Annotated in this window: 16 protein-coding genes and 1 pseudogene; 6 read left to right on the plus strand and 11 right to left on the minus strand. The window is 63.1% G+C overall.

What is annotated here, in order from left to right; all coding sequences use genetic code 11:
• Positions 1-20: 20 nt before the first annotated feature.
• Genes G3N93_RS00085 through G3N93_RS00095 form a run of 3 tightly spaced genes read right to left on the minus strand, consistent with a single transcriptional unit; the run spans position 21 to position 2,982 of the window.
• Positions 21-1,193, minus strand: a complete 1,173-nt coding sequence (locus G3N93_RS00085; protein WP_206131986.1) for an AraC family transcriptional regulator — start codon at positions 1,191-1,193, stop codon at positions 21-23.
• Complete coding sequence (locus G3N93_RS00090) at positions 1,193-2,827, minus strand: AMP-binding protein (protein WP_174932406.1); 1,635 nt, start codon at positions 2,825-2,827, stop codon at positions 1,193-1,195. Before G3N93_RS00090 ends, G3N93_RS00085 begins: the two co-directional genes overlap by 1 nt.
• On the minus strand, positions 2,824-2,982 hold the full coding sequence (locus tag G3N93_RS00095; RefSeq protein WP_206131987.1) for a hypothetical protein: 159 nt from the start codon (positions 2,980-2,982) through the stop codon (positions 2,824-2,826). The genes G3N93_RS00090 and G3N93_RS00095 overlap by 4 nt, the downstream gene beginning before the upstream one ends.
• Positions 2,983-3,363: 381 nt before the next feature.
• On the opposite strand from G3N93_RS00095, the gene G3N93_RS00100 reads away from it, so the two are divergent.
• Positions 3,364-3,819 carry a carboxymuconolactone decarboxylase family protein gene (locus G3N93_RS00100; RefSeq protein WP_174983349.1) on the plus strand — a complete coding sequence of 152 codons (456 nt, stop codon included), beginning with the start codon at positions 3,364-3,366 and terminating at the stop codon, positions 3,817-3,819.
• 129 nt (positions 3,820-3,948) lie between these two features.
• Positions 3,949-5,049, plus strand: a complete 1,101-nt coding sequence (locus G3N93_RS00105) for an AraC family transcriptional regulator (RefSeq protein WP_206131988.1) — start codon at positions 3,949-3,951, stop codon at positions 5,047-5,049.
• A gap of 19 nt (positions 5,050-5,068) precedes the next feature.
• Here the strand turns inward: G3N93_RS00105 and G3N93_RS00110 are convergent, their stop codons facing one another.
• The 8 genes and pseudogenes from G3N93_RS00110 to G3N93_RS00140 form a co-directional block, all read right to left on the minus strand.
• Positions 5,069-6,574: a HAMP domain-containing sensor histidine kinase gene (locus G3N93_RS00110; RefSeq protein ID WP_206132042.1), complete on the minus strand. Its 1,506-nt coding sequence runs from the start codon at positions 6,572-6,574 to the stop codon at positions 5,069-5,071.
• Positions 6,574-7,293 (minus strand): response regulator transcription factor, encoded by a 720-nt coding sequence (locus G3N93_RS00115; RefSeq protein WP_039353478.1) that lies wholly within the window; start codon positions 7,291-7,293, stop codon positions 6,574-6,576. The genes G3N93_RS00110 and G3N93_RS00115 overlap by 1 nt, the downstream gene beginning before the upstream one ends.
• A 526-nt stretch (positions 7,294-7,819) precedes the next feature.
• Entirely contained in the window at positions 7,820-8,422 is a 603-nt protein-coding gene (locus G3N93_RS00120; RefSeq protein ID WP_174932400.1) for a TetR/AcrR family transcriptional regulator, read from the minus strand.
• 604 nt (positions 8,423-9,026) lie between these two features.
• Complete coding sequence (locus G3N93_RS00125; RefSeq protein WP_206131989.1) at positions 9,027-9,887, minus strand: hypothetical protein; 861 nt, start codon at positions 9,885-9,887, stop codon at positions 9,027-9,029.
• Positions 9,884-10,213 (minus strand): hypothetical protein, encoded by a 330-nt coding sequence (locus tag G3N93_RS00130; protein WP_206131990.1) that lies wholly within the window; start codon positions 10,211-10,213, stop codon positions 9,884-9,886. Before G3N93_RS00130 ends, G3N93_RS00125 begins: the two co-directional genes overlap by 4 nt.
• Before the next feature lie 355 nt (positions 10,214-10,568).
• Positions 10,569-10,777, minus strand: a pseudogene (locus G3N93_RS41375) (AsmA family protein); the annotation flags it as partial.
• Positions 10,778-10,781: 4 nt separating this feature from the next.
• Positions 10,782-11,303, minus strand: a complete 522-nt coding sequence (locus G3N93_RS00135; RefSeq protein WP_206131991.1) for a hypothetical protein — start codon at positions 11,301-11,303, stop codon at positions 10,782-10,784.
• Positions 11,304-11,561: 258 nt separating this feature from the next.
• Positions 11,562-12,119 carry a TetR family transcriptional regulator gene (locus tag G3N93_RS00140; protein ID WP_307873371.1) on the minus strand — a complete coding sequence of 186 codons (558 nt, stop codon included), beginning with the start codon at positions 12,117-12,119 and terminating at the stop codon, positions 11,562-11,564.
• Positions 12,120-12,282: 163 nt separating this feature from the next.
• Between G3N93_RS00140 and G3N93_RS00145 the strand changes: the two genes are divergently transcribed.
• From G3N93_RS00145 to G3N93_RS00160, 4 genes are all read left to right on the plus strand, one after another.
• Positions 12,283-15,474, plus strand: coding sequence for a cytochrome P450 (locus tag G3N93_RS00145; RefSeq protein WP_206131993.1), 3,192 nt, complete (start codon positions 12,283-12,285; stop codon positions 15,472-15,474).
• Positions 15,475-16,142: 668 nt separating this feature from the next.
• Positions 16,143-17,075: an SDR family NAD(P)-dependent oxidoreductase gene (locus tag G3N93_RS00150; RefSeq protein WP_206131994.1), complete on the plus strand. Its 933-nt coding sequence runs from the start codon at positions 16,143-16,145 to the stop codon at positions 17,073-17,075.
• On the plus strand, positions 17,068-17,601 hold the full coding sequence (locus G3N93_RS00155) for a MaoC/PaaZ C-terminal domain-containing protein (protein WP_206121294.1): 534 nt from the start codon (positions 17,068-17,070) through the stop codon (positions 17,599-17,601). The genes G3N93_RS00150 and G3N93_RS00155 overlap by 8 nt, the downstream gene beginning before the upstream one ends.
• A gap of 114 nt (positions 17,602-17,715) precedes the next feature.
• The gene (locus tag G3N93_RS00160; protein WP_206131995.1) at positions 17,716-19,539 is read left to right on the plus strand and encodes an acyl-CoA dehydrogenase; all 1,824 of its coding nucleotides are present in this window, start codon (positions 17,716-17,718) and stop codon (positions 19,537-19,539) included.
• The last annotated feature ends 10 nt before the right edge of the window (positions 19,540-19,549 follow it).

The following is a 19,549-nucleotide window of genomic DNA, read 5'->3' on the forward strand; positions in this document are numbered from 1 at the left end:
TTGAAGCGTGACGCGCCCCGTTACGCACGCCGCCGGTAAGTGCCCGGCGTGCTCCCGGTCCAGTGCCGGAACGCGCGATGGAACGCGCTCGGATCGTCGAAGCCGATGTCGGCGCCGATCGCCGCGATCGTATCGGGCGTATCGGTCAGCCGCTGGATCGCGATGTCGCGTCGCAGTTCGTCCTTGAGCACCTGGAACGTCGTCCCTTCGGCGGCCAGGTGGCGGCTCAGCGTGCGCACCGAGCAATGCAGGTGCTCGGCCGCGTGGTCGATCACCGGCAGGTCCGGCAACGCTTCCGACAGGTACTGCCGCACGCGGTGGCACACGAGCTGTTCGCTGAACGATTCGAAGATCCAGTCGCCCGGCGCGCGCGCGAGGAACTTGCGCAGGTTGCGCTTGCTCTGCCGGATCGGCGCGTCGAGGTAGTCCGCGCTGAAGCGCATCAGCGTACGCTCGCAGTCGAACTGCACGGCGCCGGTGAAGAAGTACAGGTGATCGACCGCATGGCGCGGCCGCGGGCACGCGAACTCGATCTGCAGCAGCGGGATCTTCTGCCCGATCAGCCAGGAGCACACGCCGTGCACGAGCTTGAGCATCAGCTCCTGGCCGAGCGCGCCGATCGGGCCGATGGCGTCGTTCGGGCGCAGCACCGCCTGCGCGACGAGACCGTCGCGCTTCGATTCGACGAAGAAATCGTCGAGCAGGATATGGAAGAATTGCCCGAAACGATGCAGCGCCGTTTCGAGGTTGCGCGCATCGAGCAGGCTCAGGCACAGGTACTTCAGCGTGCCTCCGCGCAGCGGGCGCGAGAAGATGCCGGGCATCTCGTCGTCGAGGTCGATCGCGAGCGTGCGGTACAGCGTCGAGAACTGCTCCTCCGTCACGCGCGCATGCGGTTCGCCGAGCAGCTCGATCGGGATGCCGGCCCCGCGCAGGTAGCGCTCGACCACGTCGCGCTGCACGCCCGCGCTCGCCAGGAAACCGTTGACGAGCGAGATCGGCACCGTCGCGCTCGGCGACGGCAGCGCACGCCCGGCTGCAGGCCCGGGCTGGGCGGAAAGTGAATCTGAACCGGTCATCGCGTCCCCGTCGATCGAACCGCTCGCATTGTACTTGAGCGGCTCGTGCGGAGCCTTCCGGGCCTTCGGCGCGCCGGATGCTGCACGGCACGCCGACGCCTTCAGTCGGTGCATCAGTCGGTGCGGCTGAGTTCCCGGCGCAGGATCTTGCCGACGGTCGACTTCGGCAGCCGGTCGACGAAGCGAATGAGCTTCGGCACCTTGTAGCCCGCGAGGCTTTCGCGGCAATGCGCGACGAGCTGCTCCTCCGTGACGGTCGCATCCTGCGCCAGCACCACGAACAGCTTGACCGCCTCGCCCGTGCGCGCGTCCGGCACGCCGATGCATGCGCATTCGACGACGCCCGGCACCCCGGTGGCCACGGCTTCCACTTCGTTCGGGTACACGTTGAAGCCCGATACGATGATCATGTCCTTCTTGCGGTCGACGATCCGCAGGAAACCGGCTTCGTCGAACACGCCGACGTCACCGGTGCGGAAATAGCCGTCGGCCGTGAACGCGGCCACATTCGCGTCCGGCTTCTGCCAGTAGCCGCCCATCACCTGCGGCCCTTTCACGCAGATCTCGCCCGCGCTGCCGATCGCCACCTCGTTGTCCTGGTCGTCGAGCAGCTTCACGTCGGTCGATGGCAGCGGCAGGCCCGTGGTGCCCGTGAACGAGTCGATCAGCTGCGGGTTGAACGACACGACCGGCGACGTTTCCGACAGCCCGTAGCCCTCGCGGATGAAGTTGCCCGTCACCGCCTTCCAGCGCGACGAGATCACGTCGATCACGGCCGCGCCGCCGCCGGCCGACAGCTTTAGCCGCGACCAGTCGACTTCCGTCAGGCGCGGATGGCCGGCGAGCCCCGCGTACAGCGTGTTCACGCCGACGAACACCGTCGGCCGCGCGGCCTTCAGCACGTCGATGAAGCCGTCCATGTCGCGCGGATTCGCGATCAGCCAGTTCTGCGCGCCGATCGCGAAGTAGGACAGGAAGTTCACCGTCAGCGCGAAGATGTGATACATCGGGATCGCCGTGACGACGACCTCCTCGCCCGGCTCGCGCGCGGCCGGCACGATCGCCCCGAACTGCTCGATGTTCGCGACGAGATTGCGGTGCGACAGCGCGGCGCCCTTCGACAGGCCGGTCGTGCCGCCCGTGTACTGCAGCAGCAGCAGGTCCGCGCCGCCGAGCTCGACCGGGTCGAACGCGAGCGCTTCCCCGGCGGCAATGGCGTCCGCGAGCGGAATCGAACCGGGCGGCAGCGCGTCGCACGTACCGGCCGGCGCATCGACGACGCCGAGATCGCCGCGCCCGACGCTCAGCACGGTGCGCACGCGCGTGCCGCCGACCACCTCGGCGAACGTGCCCATCGACCCGCCGCACACCACGGCGACTTCGACGCCCGCGTCTTTGAGCTGATGTTCGAGCTCGCGCGCCGTGTAGAGCGGGTTCACGTTGACCTGGATCGCGCCGATCTTCGCGACCGCGACGAACGCGACCGGGAACGCGAGCACGTTCGGCAGCATCACGGCCACGCGATCGCCCTTGCGGACGCCCACGACCTGCTGCAGATAGGCCGCCAGCGCGGTCGACAGGCGGTCGACGTCGGCATAGGTGAGCGTGCGGCCATACGAGTGGAACGCCGGGCGATCGGCGTAACGGTGCATCGCGTCGTCCAGCAGCGCGCCTACGGAAGGAAAGCGATCGGCATCGATCTCGGCGGGGATCGAGCCATACGACCCGGTCCAGTGTCTCTTCGTCATGTCTCACTCCACGGGGGACGGCGCGCCGGCCGCGCCGTTCGCACGACGGCCTGCACGCCGGAGAAGCGCGGACCATCGCCTGATCGGCGACTATCGCCCGCGCGGCGCACTTTGAAAATGATCCGGGCGGCCGAAAAGATGATCGAAACGGACATGCGGGGGCTCCGACTTGTCTAGACAACATCGCGCCATACCGTCACTTCGTCGTGCCTCAGCTGGCCCCACTATCGGTCCATCGGCATGAACACCATACGGGATCCGACGATTCCTGTCGCCGGCCGTGCCTGATACGATCGCTTCGCTTCCGGTTCGCCACGGCCGAACGTGCCGCGCGCCGCAGCCGATGCCGCCGATACACACCATCCGCACAACGGGTCACGCGCGCATCGTCACCTCGTCTCGTCGGTCGATTCCGCCACCAGACAATCAGGATTACTGCACACCTCATGCAGGTCGCAGCAACGTGCAACGCCTGATCAGGAAACACGGCCAGTCCACTCAACGATCCTATCCCGCTCTCTCAAAGGTCAGTCGCCATGCCAGAACGCATCTCGTTTGGACAACTCCCTGCCCGGCTGCTCGACGTCGTGCTCAACGTCGAGGAATACGCGAACCACACCGGCCACGATTTCAAGCTCGTGGAACTGGTGCGCGCCCGCGTGTCGCAGCTCAACGGCTGCGCCTACTGTCTCGACCGCCACATCAAGGAAGGCATCCACGCGGGCGAAGATCCGCTGCGCTACAACCTGCTGCCGGTGTGGCACGAAACGCCCGCACTCTACAGTCCGAAGGAGCAGGCCGCGCTGCGCTGGGCGGAAGCGCTGACGCTGATCAGCGAGCACGCGATCGACGATGCACTCGTCGACGCGACGCGCGTGCATTTCGATCGCGACGAGCTGGCCACGCTCACGCTGATCGTCGCGCAGATCAACACGTGGAACCGGCTCGCGAAGCCGTTCGCGTGGGAGGCCGGCGTGTTCCAGGCCGGTTGAAGCGGGTTGCAGGCGGCCGCGCCGGGTGGCGCCGGCGCGCGTATCAGGGTGAACCCTGTGGCGTTTGGGACCGATCCCGAGCAGAATTGCGTGCCGTAAACGATATCGATTCGGACGCAGGATGTTCCCATGCCGCGCAGTGCGCTCTTGACCCCGACGACCGCCCGCGCAGCCCGGCTGCCGGACGTCGAGACGACCCACGCGTTGCGCCAGCAGCGCTTCACCCCGGCCAAGCTGGCCGTGCTGCTCGACGTGGCGGCGCAAGCCGGCCTCGACCCGATCGCGGTGCTCGACGGCACCGGCCTCACGCCTGCCGCCGTCGCGGACCCGTTCACGCTCACGTCGCCGCTGCAATTCCTCACGGCCGCGCGCAATGCGGTCGGCCGCTACGACGGCTCCGATCTTGGCGTGCGCGTCGGCCATCGGCTGCACGTAACGAGCTACGGGATGTACGGCTACGCGATGCTGTGTTCGGAATCGCTCGCGCACGCGTTCGAATCGGCCGTCAAGTATCACCGGCTCGCGAACGGCATGCTCGCGATCCGCTGGGTCGAACAGGGCGACACCGCATCGTGGCAGTTTCCCGACCGGCACGAAGTCGCGCTGCCCGATCTCGACGAGCCGCTGTACCGCTTCCTGATCGACATGCAGTTCGCGCTGCACGTGACGATCATCAAGGACGTGATGGGCGCGTGGTGCGTGCCGGCACGCGCCCAGTTCGCCCAGCCGCAGCCGGCGCACGCGGCGCTGCTGGCCGATGCGCTCGAATGCCCGATCGCCTTCGACCAGTCGCATCATGTGCTCAGCTACCCGGCCGCGTGGCTCACGCGCGCGCCGCAGCTCGCGAATCCGATTACCGCCGCGCAGGTGTCGTCGCATTGCGCGAGCCTGCTCGATGAATTGCGCAGCCAGGCCGGCATCACGCGGCGCGTGTACCAGGAACTCACGCGCACGCCCGGGCAATTTCCGGACATCGACGTGATCGCGGACATCCTGTGCATCACGTCGCGCACGCTGCGCCGCAAGCTCGAAGCCGAAGGCACGTCGTACAGCGAACTGCTGGCGAGCGTGCGCAAGGCGCTCGCGATCGACTATCTCAGCACGACCACGCTCAGCACCGAAGACATCGCATTGGCGCTCGGCTTCAGCGACGCAGTGGGGTTTCGCCACGCGTTCAAGCGCTGGACCGGCGTGACGCCGAGCGACGTGCGACGCAAGCGCGGCGGTTGAGCGCGGGCATCGACGACGATCAGCGCCCGTCGCCGACCGCAGGCGTCGCTACCGCCAGCGCAAACTCGAACACCGCACCACGCCCGGCCCGGTCGACCAGCCGGATGCTGCTGCCGTTGAGTGCCAGCATCCGGTGCACGATCAACAGACCGAGCCCGCCGCTCGTCACCGCGCCGCCGCTCATCGGCCGCTGCGGCCGCTGGAACAGCCCTTCGCGCCGCGCCGCCGGAATCCCTTCCCCGGTGTCGGCCACGGTCACGAGCACGCGGTCGCCGCGCGGCTCCAGCGCGACCTCGACCTCGCCGTGCGCAGGCGTGTGCCGCAGCGCGTTGTCGAGCAGGTTGGTCAGCACGCGCTCGATCATTCCGAGATCGGCCGACACGACCGGCACGCGCGGCGGAATCCGCGCATGCAGCGTGACGCCGCGCGCCTGCGCCGTCAGCTCGAATTTCTGGAACACGTCCTGCACGAGATCGACGAGCGAGAACGGCTCGCGCTCGGCCTGCACGCCGCCCGATTCGAGCCGCGCGAGCTCGAACAGCGCCTGCGCGAGCCGGCCGACCTTCGCGCTCTGCGCGAGCGCGATCGACAGGTAGCGCCGCCGTTCGTTCTCGGCGAGCGTGTCCGACTTCAGCGACAGCGTCTCCAGGTAGCCGTGCAGCGACGTGAGCGGCGTGCGCAGGTCGTGCGAGATGTTCGTGATCAGTTCGCGCCGCTGCTGGTCCTGGTGCGTCAGCGCGCGCCACTGGTCGCCGATCCGGTCGGCCATCTGCGCGAACGCGGATTCGAGCACGACGATGTCGTCGCCGCGCCGGCCCGGCCGCGAGCGCGGCACCGGCGGCTGCGTGTCGGGCGTACCGTTCGCGTCGAAGCGGCGCATCGCGTCCGTCAGCCGGCGCAGCGGGCGCGTGATGAAGCTGAACGCGGTCAGGCCCGCGAGCAGGCCGAGCAGTGCGACCAGCGCCATCGACCACAGTGTCGTGCGCAGCACGTTGCCGGCGTCGACGCGTGCGGCCAGCCGGTCGTGCGCCTCGCCGAGCAGCACCACGTAGATGTAGCCCGACGGCGGCTGCCCCGCACGCTGCAGCGGCGCGGCGCTGAACACCTTGCGCGCGTCGGGGCTGCGCGGATCGTCGCCGAGGATCGGCAGCGGCTCGCCCGCGATGAAGCGCTGCACGGGCGCGAGATCGACGCGGTCGCGCTTCACGTGGCCGGGCGGCGCATCGTCGCCCTTGATGCGCCCCGCGTTGTCGAGCAGGTACACCTCGACGCTCGGGTTCACGCCCATCAACTGCCCGAACAGCGTGCGCACGGCGTCCGGGCGCAGCCCGTTCGCGTCCATCAGCGGCGCGCTGTGGGTCACGCTGTTGACGATATTGGCGGCCAGGTCGCGCGACAGCCCCTGCACGACTTCCTGCTCGCGCATGTCGTTCGCGCGGATCTGCAGCCACGCCGACGCGCCCGAACACGCAAGCAGCAGCACCGAGAACACGAGCGACAGCCGCTGGGTGAGAGTGAACTTCATCATGCGTCCCGCTGGCCCGGCGCGGCGAGCTTGTAGCCGCGGCCCCACACGGTGAGGATCCGCACGGGCTCGGCCGGATCGGCCTCGATCTTCGCGCGCAGCCGGTTGATGTGGGTGTTGACCGTGTGTTCGTAGCCTTCGTGCTGGTAGCCCCACACGGCGTTGAGCAGGTCCATCCGCGAGAACACCTTGCCCGGGTGTCGCGCGAAGAAATACAGCAGGTCGAATTCGCGCGGCGTCAGGTCGATCCGCGCGCCGTCCACGCTCGCCTCGCGCGCGATCGGGTCGATCGCCAGCCCCGCGACGTCGAGCGTGCCCGCGTCGATCCGCGAATCGCGTGCGAGCGCGTCGACGCGCCGCAGCAGCGCCTTCACACGGGCGACGAGTTCGAGCACGGAGAACGGCTTGGCCAGATAGTCGTCGGCGCCGAGTTCGAGGCCGAGGATCCGGTGCACTTCGCTCGAGCGTGCGCTCGTGATGATGATCGGCGTGTAGCGCGTCATCGCGCGCGCGCGCCGGCAGATTTCGAGGCCGTCGACGCCCGGCAGCATCAGGTCGAGGATCAGCGCATCCCAGCCGCCCTGCTCGAGCAGACGCAGCCCTTCCGCGCCGTCAGCGCTGTGCACGACCTCGTAGCGCTCGTCGCGCAGGTGCAGGCTCAGCACGTCGGCGATGTCGGCGTCGTCCTCGACGATCAGGATGCGTTTCGGTTGGTCCATGGCGGCAGGCGGCGGCACGTCGGTGCCGAGGTCGGGTATCGGTTCGGGCCGGCCCCGATCCGGCTGGCCGGATACGCGGGGGCGAATCGCGGCAACGGGCCGCGCTGCCGCCATTGTGCAAAATTTTGCGGCGCGGCGGGGAGTGATCACATTTCATTTAACTTTGAATTGTGACTGTGATCCGAGCCAATGACCGTCAGGCTTTCCGCTGCGGCCCCCAAAATGAAACGTCCCCTACCCCAGTCCGGCCAAAAAACACTTCAAGGCAGACGCAACACGTTCTGAGCGGTGGAGCAAGCCCGCGCATTCCGATGAAAATCCACGGTGCTTGCTGCAGCCTCAGCGCGCCCGGCACCACAACGTCTGTCGCCACGCCACCTACGGCGACCACTTCTCCGACACGGAAGCCGTGACGTGCCGCTATACAGCTGTGCCAGCCAATCCACGTCTCTTCACGCACTGGGTGGGTCAGACCAACTTCTCATGGGACTAATCGGTATCGATACCGAGCAGGATCCACAAACGATCAAGCGTGACGGCTACGGGCTTTGCGCATGCTTTCAGTTGCGACTTTAGACTCGTTCAGCAGCATCTCCGCCGCCTGCCATGCCCTTGCGGCAGCTCGCGGATCCCCGATCGCACGCGCATCCGCCGTTGCCCCGCTCAGCAACATCACGTACACGCCTGCAAGCTGACGGGCCTGGCGACGCGGAACGATCTCGGATAGCAGTTGCTCCATGAGGGCCAACAGATCATCCCGATAGCGCACCGCCACGTCGGTCACCTTGGGACAGGTCGCACCAAACTCGGCCAGCGCACGCTCGAACAGGCAGCCCGCGAACTCAGGGCTACGGAACCAGGTTCCGTACCAGTCAAAAATCCCCTTCAGACGCGCAGCAGCGTGCGGCATGGGGCCGAGCTTCGCGGCGATGCTCTCCATGATGAAGGTGTAGCGCTGTTCCAGCACGGCCTTGATCAGATCGTCCTTGCCCGCGAAGTGATGGTAGAGCGTCATGCGGGCAACGTCCGCTTCGGCGATGATCCAGTCGATACCGACCGGATGAAAGCCATGGCGAGAAAACAACTCACCCGCCTTGTCGACCACCTGCTGGCGTTTGCTCGCGCGCATTCATGCATCTCCTAACTACAGGGCGGCATCTTAGCACCGCCGCCAGCACCGCTCCTTTCAGGCTGCAGGGCAAGCGTGACCGACTGCCGAATACGATCTCGCTATTCAGGGCCGTGAATACGGCATCCTCCACACCTCTCTCATGCGTCTTGCACCAGACAAGAAGGGGGTGTTCAGGAATCCCGGCGAAAAGTTGTCCGGGGCAACTTCGGTACTTGGTACCTGTTCGCATGATACGACGGGGCGTGGGATAGACAGCAAGTAGTCGGCACCGGGTACCCGACAAACACGATCACGCACGATGTCCGGACTGTTCTGCGGGCAGGAGCGATACGACGTGACACACTGGGCACCGGCAAACCATCGTCGGCCACCATGAAATCAAAGGAAGCTACGGTTTTTGAAAGGCGGGCTTCGGCAACACGGGACCGCTTCACCGCAATGGCGTCAACCGATCGAGACCCGCAACCGATACGCCGTCAGCGAATATCGTCACCCGAGCCGACACAAGCACGATTTTTGAAGCGGATGATTCCACGTGGGTAGTGTGCGCCAGCCCGGCCGGCATCCACTCGGGCCGCAATTGCCGCTGCGCGAAGCGGTTTCAGCAAGGTACCCGGCCACCGTTCATCATGCACCACCGCTGCGTCTCTTGTTGCGGGGCCGCATACGGCAGTCCGGTCCTCGGATCGATGTTGTCATACTGCCCCGTGGGGTGTCGCGCCCGCCACGCGGCCTGCTCGGCATACTGTTGCTCGATCGCGGCGTGCTCTCGTGCCAGATCTGCCTTCTGCGCATCGTCTATTTTCTTCGTCATGCTCACGAGCCGTGCGAACTTTGGATCGCGAACATCCTGCAGGGGTGGAAACGGTGGCGCAGGCGGCATGATGAGCACAGGGCCGGTGTATTTCGGTATCGGCAACCTGGATGGCCGGCCAAAGTTCGCCGCCATATCCATCTCCCACAAGGCAACGTCCATTCCGAGCACATGCTCGTAGTCGCGATTGACGACCGCCAGCGTGACCGGCCCCGACGGCGCCGGCAATGGCTGCAGGGAAGCTGGAAGCGTTTGTCGCGCATCAGGATAGATGGTGCGGGCATAGGCGATTGCAGCAACGGAGTACTGCTGGAGGACCGCCTCGTACGCTTCGAGTATCTGCGCTCGACCATAGCCGCCGGGATTCTCGAACATCGGCTTATATGCCAACACCTTCTTGCTATACAACGCATTCGCATTCCGCTGCTCAGCGGCAAACTGTTGCTGAGGATCGGTCGGCGCAGACGCCGATAGGGGCGCACACCCCGACAACACGCTGGCGACAAGCAATAACCCGACTGTCGCACGCACAGCCGACGGGCAATGACGCGACATATCGACGATCACCTGGTTGACCGACGCGAACAAAACAGTGGTTTTCTTGGATGCGCTTGTTTGCATGGCGGGGAGTCCGGAAGGCGTGGTCACTTTAGGTAGGTCCTGATGGCGACTGTGAATGCGATGCGTCGCAGTAAAAGGGAAATCGGCAAAAGGCCCTCATTGGCGTCGAACATCAATCCAGCCCACATTGCACGAAGATGCCCCGATCGACGAACGACGTCAGCAACCCCGTGCAAGTCGGACGTCCCCGGTCGCATGGGTCGCAAGCACATCGTCGATTCCACCCTGTCGTTGCGCACGCATTCGTACTGCCGCGCAGCGGATGGATGCAGCGATGCAAACGCGCCGCACACATGCATGAACGCGACAACTTCCTCGAACATTCTCGAATTGATCTCGATCGAGACCATCATGCCTGCGCCAGCTCCGCACTCCGAACCCACCTTTACCGCATACGCCCGCATGTCGTACGCGGGCAACCAGGGCGGGACCAATCCATCCAGGCTGAGGCCAATCTCACGGACACTGGCTGTCAGTGTCGTGGTGAAATTCCTGCCTAAACCGAACTCGACGTCCTGGCACGGGTTGGTATCAGGTGCGCATCTTTATGAAGCGAGAGGAACGATATGATGAATGTATACTAGTCGATCTAGTTTGACCAGAATCGCGATCAGTGAGATCGGAGCATTCGGCGCAGGTACAACGGCCGTCATGCTTGTACTTATCGATATATTTCCCGATCCTAATATTTGGGAAATGAACACGTCTCACACGCTTGGGTTTCAGATGCCGCGCCTGCAGTGAGAACCGCCCTTTGAGCGGCATGCCGCTGCCGTCCAGGTGGATGTTCGAAGCAAGCGTAAGCCCGCGACACCGAAGTTCTGCGGGTTGAGCGTCAACACACCGTCATGCATCACGATGTCAGCCGACAGGTCGATGATCGGCAAGCTCGCGGTCTTGGCGATGCGCCTCGACGTTGATCTACGCAACGTCGTCTAGTGCTTTGACCTCGGCAATTCGTGGCTCGGTGATCCAGAGCGCATCGATCATCTGAAACACCAACGGGGCCAGCGGCGTACCGATGACCTGCTCTCGGGCAAGCGCGAGTTCAAATAAAGCGGAAATATCAACACCCCGTTCCGCGGCGTTCACGATGGAGACAGCACCACCATTCGTGCGCGGCATGTAGATCAAAGAAACCAGGACGCGGTCGGCAGGCCCGGCGCTTTCCCCCCAGTCACCCAGCACAAGATCAATGGTCGGTGGATGGTCCGGCCTCCCGATCGCCCATTGGACAAAATAGACACCGACAACTGATTCGCCCTGGTGCAGTTCGCCCGTGATTCTCCTCGTCTCGTGACCACAGCACGTGCAGTTGAAAGCGGATTCATCCCCTGGGTACACGTGTATCGATTCGGCGGCTGGCATTAGGCGGAGTCCCCAATGTAGTTGAAGGTTGAAGGCGGCGCTTCCCGTGGGAATCCGGGAAAAGCGCGTTTCCAAGACCCAGCTCCGAGACAGGAGAACCGCCGAAATGAAGCCTGCCGAGAAACCGGGCCACCGATCTCAAAGCGCTCCACCCATTTTCTCTGAAGGCCATCGTTCGTGGATCGCATACGATTCGGGCGTCTGCGCCAACTGATATGCGCGCGGCCTGACGATGCGCGCGCGAGATGACGACTTCACTGCCGGGCAACGACGCGTGTTCGATCAAGAGGCACATGTCGCGCAAGCGGTCCGCTTCCAGTGCCGCCCCTCCTGCTACTCTGAATCCGCCTGCGCGAACCCGAGCGTAAGACCGAACGCATCGAGGATCGTTACCGCAGTCCTGGCCATCCGCTTCGCCATTGCCTCCGGAGTTTCGCGCACGGCGCCCTGGCGAAGCCAGTGCACCACCGTCCAGACCAATCCACCGCCCAGCACCGTCAGGCAATCCTGCTCTGCTTCCGTGCGAACGCCTTCATACGGTGGAAGGATGCGGCCGGCGACGAACGTCACCAGTTCATCAAAAAACGCCGACGTCGCTGCGTCGTTGAATACGGTCAGATAGAAGGACTGATGCGCATGCACATGCTCAAGAATCAGCGCAGTCTCCACTTCCATTGACTTGATGAAGGCGTCGTTCGGCTGGTTCAGCAGTTTGCCCTGCTCCTCGACGAATGCGAACGCGTTGTCGAGTCTCACCAGCGCCGCCCGCTGGGCGGCGGCCTGAAGATCCGGAAAGTGCTGATAGAACGTGGGGCGCGCGACGCCCGCGCGCTGCACCAATTGAGCAATGCTGAGTGTGTTCAGCGGCGCGTCGTCGAGCAGTTCGGTCACGGCGCGAACGAGCGCGTCGTAACTCCGTTGAAAGCGAGGATCGGCGGTATTAGGGCTTACATCAGGTGGCATAAAAAGCTCTGGACACGTGGTTTTGTCTATTTTACATTTGTTCAATAGATTGAGATGCGATGCGCCGACACACCCCTGAAAGGCTATTGAAATGAAATCCTCATCCCTCGTCCCCCAGCCGCCCCTGAAACCCGTCATCGGTCACCTGATGGAGGTCCTCGGGCCGTCTCCGCTTGCAAAGATGATGGATCTCGCACGCACTTACGGGCCGGTCTATTGGTTCGAGGTGTTCGGGCAAGGTTACTACGTTGTCAGCGGACAAACACTTGTGAACGAAGTGTGTGACGAAACCCGATTTCAGAAGTGTGTCCACCAGTCGCTGCTCGAACTCAGACCCGCGATCGGGGACGGGTTGTTCACGGCATTCGATGACGAACCGAACTGGGCCAAGGCGCATCGTGTGCTGATGCAGGCGTTCGGCCCGCTCAGTATCTGGTCGATGTTCGACAAGATGGTCGACATCGCCGACCAGATGTTTCTTCATTGGGAGCGGTTCGGCCCGGAGACGCCGGTCGATGTGTCCGATCACATGACTCGACTGACGCTCGACACGATTGCCCTTTGTGCGTTTGATTGTCGATTCAACAGCTTCTACCGTGAAGATCAGCATCCGTTTGTCGATGCCATGGTCAACACCCTCAGCGAGGCGGGAAAGCGCGAGCTGCGGCCAAAACTTGTGTCGAAGCTGATGGTCAATCGCAGTCGAAAGTTCGACGCGGACATCGAAGTCATGCGATCGCTCGCGACCAAAATGATCGACGACCGGCGGAAGAACCCGCACGTCAACGAAGAGTCGATGGACCTGCTGGACCGGATGCTGAACGGCATCGATCCGGTGACGGGAGAGAAGCTCGACGATGAGAACATCGTCTTTCAGATGATTACGTTTCTCATCGCCGGACATGAAACGACAAGCGGGCTCCTGTCCTTTGCCACCTATTTCCTCCTCAAGAACCCGGACATCCTGCAAAAAGCGCGGGACATGGTCGACGAGGTTGTCGGCAGCGAGACACCACGGATCGAGCATCTCGCACGGCTTCGCTACGTCGAACAAATCCTCATGGAGACGTTGCGAATCTGGCCGACAGCGCCGGGATTCGCCGTGAAACCGCTCGCTGACACCACGTTCGGCGGGAAATACGCCGTTTCTCCCGACGACATCATCATGATCCTGACGCCCATGTTGCATCGGGATGTGAGCGTCTGGGGCGAGGACGTCGAGGCGTTTCGTCCGGAGCGATTTGCCCCGGAGAATGCGGAGCAACTCCCGCCCAATTCATGGAAGCCCTTCGGCAACGGTGCACGTGCCTGTATCGGCCGGCCGTTTGCCATGCAGGAAGCCCATCTCGTTCTGATCATGCTGCTTCAGCGATTCGATTTCTCTTTCGCCGATCCGGACTACGAGCTGGACGTCGCCGAAACGCTGACGCTGAAGCCAGCCGGTTTCCGGGTGAACGTGAAACCGCGCGCCCGAGGTGCGCTTAAAGCGCCCGATACGGCCCTTCGCACCCGCTCGCACGCTCAAAGCCCCAGCGTCGCTCCGGTTCAGTCGATCCCTGCCGGCGAAGACGTGTCGAAGCTGCTCGTTCTCTTTGGGGGAAATACAGGCTCCGCCGAATCCTTTGCACGACGCATTGCAGGGGACGCGGGTCGTCACGGATTTCACGCCACGTGCGCGCCCCTCGACGACTTCGCAGGAAAACTCGACGGCTACCCTGCAATCGTGATCGTCACCGCTTCCTACGAAGGCCAGCCGCCTGACAACGCAAAATCATTCGTCCCGTACGTCGAAGCACTGAACGAGGGGGCGCTGGACGGCGTTCATTTCTCGGTTCTTGGGTGCGGCAACAAACAATGGGCACGGACGTACCAGGCGATTCCCAAGCGCGTCGATGAAGCGCTCGAGAAGGCCGGTGCTACGCGAGTGCACTTCAGAGGCGAACTCGATTCCGGCGGCGACTTCTTCGGTGAGTTTGACCGTTGGTACACCGAAATGTGGAACAGCTTTGCGATTAGCGCCGGGAAGGAAGTCTCGGTCATTCAACATGACGATGTCGCGTTGAAAGTAAGCTTCGCCGGGAGTTCCCGTGAAAAAGTGCTCAATTTAGGCGACATGGCGCATGCGTCCATCGTCGACAACAGAGAGCTGGTCGACATTAGCGTGGCTGGCAGCCGCTCCAAAAAACACATTGAATTGAAGCTTCCGGAAGCGATGACTTATCGCTCGGGAGATTACCTGGCCGTTCTGCCCCGCAACTCGAAAAACAACGTCGATCGCGTCTTGCGCCGGTTTCGCGTGAGCTGGGACACCCAGGTGGTGATCGAAGGAACGTCAAGCAATCCACGCCTTCCGCTCGGCCAGGCAATGGGTTGTGGTGAACTGTTTTCGAGCTATGTCGAACTCGCCGTTCCCGCAACGCGATCACAAGTATCCAGCCTGGCCGCTGCCACGCGTTGCCCACCCGAGAAGGTCGAGCTTGAGCGCCTGAGCGCCGACGCTTTCGAATGCGAGATCCTGGGAAAGCGGACTACCGTCATGGATCTGCTCGAACGCTTCGGATCCGTCGATCTGTCGCTCGAAAAGTTCCTCGACATGCTGCCCGCGCTGAAAGCACGCCAGTACTCGATCTCGTCTTCTCCGCTCTGGAAAGCGGACCATGTCACGCTGACGGTAGCCGTGGTCGATGCACCGGCGCTCTCCGGCAATGGTCGTCATGAAGGGGTGGCATCGTCATATCTCGCGCGACTCAACACGGGGGACAACCTGTCCGTTGCAGTCCGGCCATCGAATGCGCGCTTTCGGCCACCCGCCGAACCCGATCTTCCGATGATTCTCATCTGCGCCGGTTCCGGCATCGCCCCGTTCCGCGGCTTTCTGCAAGAGCGCGCGTTACAGAAACAGCGGGGGGAGAACGTCGGCACGTCGTTGCTCTTCTTCGGGATCGATGACCCCGATGTCGATTTTCTCTATCGCGACGAACTCGACGAATGGGCACGATGCGGCGTGGTCGAAGTGATGCCCGCTTATTCAAACCGCCCGGAGGAAGGTGCTCGCTTCGTCCAGGACAAAGTCTGGCTGGAACGCGAGAAAATCGCCGCACTGTTTGCGCAAGGCGCCACCGTCTTCGTCTGCGGAGATGGCAAGAATATGGCGCCCGCCGTCCGTGCCACGCTTGGTCGCATTTACCAGGAGACAACTGGCGAGAGCGATGACAGCGCCAGTGCGTGGATCGACACGATGGAGCGGGAGCATGGCAGATATGTTGCCGACGTGTTTGCATGACGGTGACGGGATTCACGCCGCTTCCGGTTGCGTCAGAAATTTGACCCGACCCGCCACCGCTTTCCGGAACGGATGCGGCTAGTTCTTCGATCCCGGCCTGCGCCCTGTTTTCCTTGCGTCCTTCAATCTGGTTCCTGTCGAGTTCTGACCGGAACCAGATGGGCGATTTCTCCGCTCGTTTCCAAACGGCGTCGCGATGACCGGAAAGGTGGCATGCGGACATGGTTCTCGGTCGCACAGAACTTCGCCTGTCGGTTCGCGAAGCGATTCTGAATTCCATATATCCCGCTCGACTCTCGGGTTCATCGTTGCCGTCAACGGCAACGAGAATTCCGGTTCACGGCTCGTCTTGCAACTCAGGGGTTGATCACACGCCGCCTCACCGCGTCGGATCGACCTCGTGTCTTTCAATTGCGGGACGCCTCGGAAAGCGACGGGTTAACCACGATCGACCACTGATGAACACCATGTTAACTTCATCGGCCATATGACTTGGTCATTTGATCCACTTCGGTACGAACATGCCTCTCCACTGGAAACCAAGCGAATCGCTTCATGCATGCCGTCGCCGGATACGTGTCATGGATCACCCCGATATCGCGACGAACGCGGAGCGAATGCGCGTTTATTCGTCGTAGGCCATCCCATCATCACCAACGAGACGACCCATGAAGATTGACCTGACAAATCGCGTTGCGATCGTGACCGGCGCAGGTGCCGGTCTCGGGCGCGAGCATGCGCTGTTGCTTGCCCGGCTGGGGGCAAAGGTCGTGGTCAACGATCTGGGCAGCGACGTGAACGGCAGAGGCGGCTCGGCCACGGCCGCCCAGCAAGTCGTCGACGAAATCGTCGCTGCAGGCGGCGAGGCGGTCGCGAACAGCGCGTCGGTGACCGATGCCGGACAGGTTCAGCACATGGTCGACCAGACGCTGTCGCGTTGGGGCCACGTCGATATTCTCGTGAACAACGCCGGCATCCTGCGCGACAAGAGCTTCAGCAAGATGACGCTCGACGACTTTCGCGCGGTGATCGAAGTCCACCTGATGGGTGTGGTCAACTGCACCAAGGCCGTGTGGGAACCCATGCGGGAGCGACGGTACGGCCGCATCGTGATGACGACCTCGTCGTCGGGCCTGTACGGCAATTTCGGGCAATCGAACTACGGCGCCGCGAAGATGGCGCTGGTCGGCCTGATGCAGACACTGGCCATCGAAGGCGAACGATACGACATTCGCGTGAATTGCCTGGCGCCAACGGCCGGTACGCGCATGCTCGAAGGCCTGATGTCGGCGGACATCCTCGATACGCTGTCGCCCGCCTCCGTCAGCCCCGCCGTCGCAGTGCTTGCCGGTGAAGCGGCTCCCACCCGGATGGTCCTGTGCGCCGGCGCGGGGAGTTTCGAGGCCGCGCATATCACCCTGACGCCCGGCATCCATCTCGGGACCGACGACCAGGTTGTTCACCAGCTCGCCCGACGGCTCGACGAGGTGGCAAGCCGCAACGGCGAGACGGTTCCTTCATCCGGTGCCGCCCAGGGCGAGCTCGAACTCACAAAGGCCCGCATCGCCTCTACGTACGCGAAGGAGCATTCCGATGCATGACGAGTCCGGGACGGCGGCACGCAAACCTGACCGCGATCCGGGCCACACGGCTGACGGACGTCGTCATGCAAGCAGCCGGCGTGCGCTATCCCGGCTGGCAACCCTCGTCGACAAGGAGCTGGGCGTATCCGAATGGCTCTCCATTGATCAGCCTTCGATCGATGAATTAGACAACTTCACCCGTGACCGGCAATCGGTTTATGTGGATGAGGACCTTGCACGCGCAACACCGTCCGGCGAAGCGATCGCTCACGGGTTTCTCGCGCTTTCGATGCTTTACGAGTGGGCTTCCAATGCCCTCCCCGAGGTCGAAAGGCAGCAGAACTCGATCCATGGCGAATTGAGCAGCGTGCGCTTCATTACGCCGGTTCGCCGCGGCGAACGCGTTCGCGGGCGCTTCACATTGAAGCAGGTCACGGTGCGAAGCACCACGAGCATCCAGTTGACCGTTGGCGCAACGGTGGAAATCGAGAACCATCACAAGCCAGCCATCGTGGCGGAGTGGACGATGCCGATCAACGCATGATGTCCCTCGCCTTTTCCCGGCTCGATCGATTTGAAACAATAATTTTGCACTCCATAATTTATTGAAGCAATTCGAAACCTTGCCAAGACTCCCGATACTCACGCACTCGATTCCATGACTAGCGAACTCACCCTCTCCCGTCGCGACGTGGAGTTCATTCTTTTCGACTGGCTGCAGGTCGAATCCCTTACCCGTCGGCAACGATTTGCCGGGCAGGACCGATTCGACTACACATCCGTGCTGGATGTGTACGAATCGCTGGCCACGGATCTCTTCAAGCCGCATAACAAGAAAAACGACAGCAACGAACCCGCATTCGACGGAGAACGCGTCACCATCAACCCGGAAGTGGGTGTCGCATTGCGTGCATTTTCGGCCGCCGGCTTGATCAGCGCCTCGTTCCCCAACGAGTGGAACGGCATGAGCCTGCCGAGCACCGTGGAGCGGGCCGGCATGGCGTATTTGCTGGCAGCCAATCCGGGAACCGCAGGCTACGCCTTTCTCACGATCGCCAACGCCAATCTGCTGATGGCCCACGGCGAGCGGGACCGGGTCGAGCACTACGTCAAGGCCATGGCGGAAGGGCGATGTTTTGGCACGATGTGCCTGTCGGAGCCGCAGGCCGGGTCAAGTCTTGCAGATATCCGCACGCGCGCGGTTCCGGGCAAAGACGGCCGCTACCGCCTGTTCGGCAACAAGATGTGGATCTCCGGTGGCGATCACGAGATTTCCGAGAACATTGTCCACCTGGTATTGGCCAAGATTCCCGATGAAAACGGGCAGCTTCCTCCGGGCGTTCAAGGGATATCGCTCTTCACCGTACCGCGCAAGCTGATCGGCGCCGACGGACGGCCCGGCGAGCGAAACGATGTCGTACTCGCCGGCGTCAATCACAAGATGGGGTACCGCGGGACGGTCAATTGCCTGCTGAACTTTGGTGAGGGTCGCTACCGTCCGGGAGGCGAAGCGGGCGCAATCGGCGAGATCGTCGGCGAGCCAGGCAAAGGGCTGGCCTACATGTTCCACATGATGAACGAGGCGCGTATTTCGGTCGGCCTCAGCGCCGCCGCGATCGGCTATACGGGCTACCTTCACTCGCTGGACTATGCGAAGACGCGCCTGCAGGGTCGGACACGCAGCGACCGATCGCCCGCATCCGCACAGGTCCCCATCATTCGTCATGCCGATGTCCGGCGCATGCTCCTCGCGCAAAAGGCGTATGTATCCGGTGCACTCGCGTTGTGTCTGTATGCGTCCCGACTGAGCGACGATATCCATTCGCAAGAAGACGCCAACGACCGCGCAGAAGCGCATGGTCTGCTTGACCTGCTCACCCCCGTCGTCAAGAGCTGGTCGTCCCAATGGGGTCTCGTCGCCAACGATCTCGCCATTCAGGTTCATGGCGGCTACGGTTACACGCGCGAATACAACGTCGAGCAGTTCTATCGCGACAATCGGCTCAACCCGATCCACGAAGGCACCTTCGGTATCCAGGCGCTCGATCTGCTGGGTCGAAAGACGCGTGCAAACGACGGCGCCGCCATGAAAGCGCTCGACCGGAAAATCGCCGCAACGGTATCCAGGGCTCGGTCGATCCGTCCGCTCCAGGACCATGCCGTCACGCTCGAACGCGCGTGGGAGCGCATCCGCCTCGTCACCGACGAGCTGCACCGGCTCGACGACCCGGAGGTCCAGCTGGCGAATGCGGCTGCCTACCTCGAAGCATTTGGCCATGTCGTCGTCGGCTGGCTTTGGCTCGACCAGGCGATCGTGGCCCACACGCTCGAGAACGGCCCGACCGGAAGCGACTTCCATCGCGGCAAGCTCGCAGCGTGCGACTACTTCTTCGGGTGGGAGATGCCCAAGGTGGCCGCATGGCTCGCCGTGCTCAATCCAGTGGAAACAACCCCTCTGACAATGCCGGAGCATTGGTTCTGACCCATCTGCG

It is taken from the genome of Burkholderia sp. Se-20378 (assembly GCF_017104665.1).
In the GTDB taxonomy this organism is placed as follows: domain Bacteria; phylum Pseudomonadota; class Gammaproteobacteria; order Burkholderiales; family Burkholderiaceae; genus Burkholderia; species Burkholderia lata.

What these genes read in the sequence shown, in the direction of transcription:
- G3N93_RS00085 (WP_206131986.1), bottom strand. Translation starts at nt 1,193, where the DNA reads ATGCACCGACTGAAGGCGTCGGCGTGCCGTGCAGCATCCGGCGCGCCG.
- G3N93_RS00090 (WP_174932406.1), bottom strand. Translation starts at nt 2,827, where the DNA reads ATGACGAAGAGACACTGGACCGGGTCGTATGGCTCGATCCCCGCCGAG.
- G3N93_RS00095 (WP_206131987.1), bottom strand. Translation starts at nt 2,982, where the DNA reads ATGTCCGTTTCGATCATCTTTTCGGCCGCCCGGATCATTTTCAAAGTG.
- G3N93_RS00100 (WP_174983349.1), top strand. Translation starts at nt 3,364, where the DNA reads ATGCCAGAACGCATCTCGTTTGGACAACTCCCTGCCCGGCTGCTCGAC.
- G3N93_RS00105 (WP_206131988.1), top strand. Translation starts at nt 3,949, where the DNA reads ATGCCGCGCAGTGCGCTCTTGACCCCGACGACCGCCCGCGCAGCCCGG.
- G3N93_RS00110 (WP_206132042.1), bottom strand. Translation starts at nt 6,574, where the DNA reads ATGAAGTTCACTCTCACCCAGCGGCTGTCGCTCGTGTTCTCGGTGCTG.
- G3N93_RS00115 (WP_039353478.1), bottom strand. Translation starts at nt 7,293, where the DNA reads ATGGACCAACCGAAACGCATCCTGATCGTCGAGGACGACGCCGACATC.
- G3N93_RS00120 (WP_174932400.1), bottom strand. Translation starts at nt 8,422, where the DNA reads ATGCGCGCGAGCAAACGCCAGCAGGTGGTCGACAAGGCGGGTGAGTTG.
- G3N93_RS00130 (WP_206131990.1), bottom strand. Translation starts at nt 10,213, where the DNA reads ATGATGGTCTCGATCGAGATCAATTCGAGAATGTTCGAGGAAGTTGTC.
- G3N93_RS00145 (WP_206131993.1), top strand. Translation starts at nt 12,283, where the DNA reads ATGAAATCCTCATCCCTCGTCCCCCAGCCGCCCCTGAAACCCGTCATC.
- G3N93_RS00150 (WP_206131994.1), top strand. Translation starts at nt 16,143, where the DNA reads ATGAAGATTGACCTGACAAATCGCGTTGCGATCGTGACCGGCGCAGGT.
- G3N93_RS00155 (WP_206121294.1), top strand. Translation starts at nt 17,068, where the DNA reads ATGCATGACGAGTCCGGGACGGCGGCACGCAAACCTGACCGCGATCCG.
- G3N93_RS00160 (WP_206131995.1), top strand. Translation starts at nt 17,716, where the DNA reads ATGACTAGCGAACTCACCCTCTCCCGTCGCGACGTGGAGTTCATTCTT.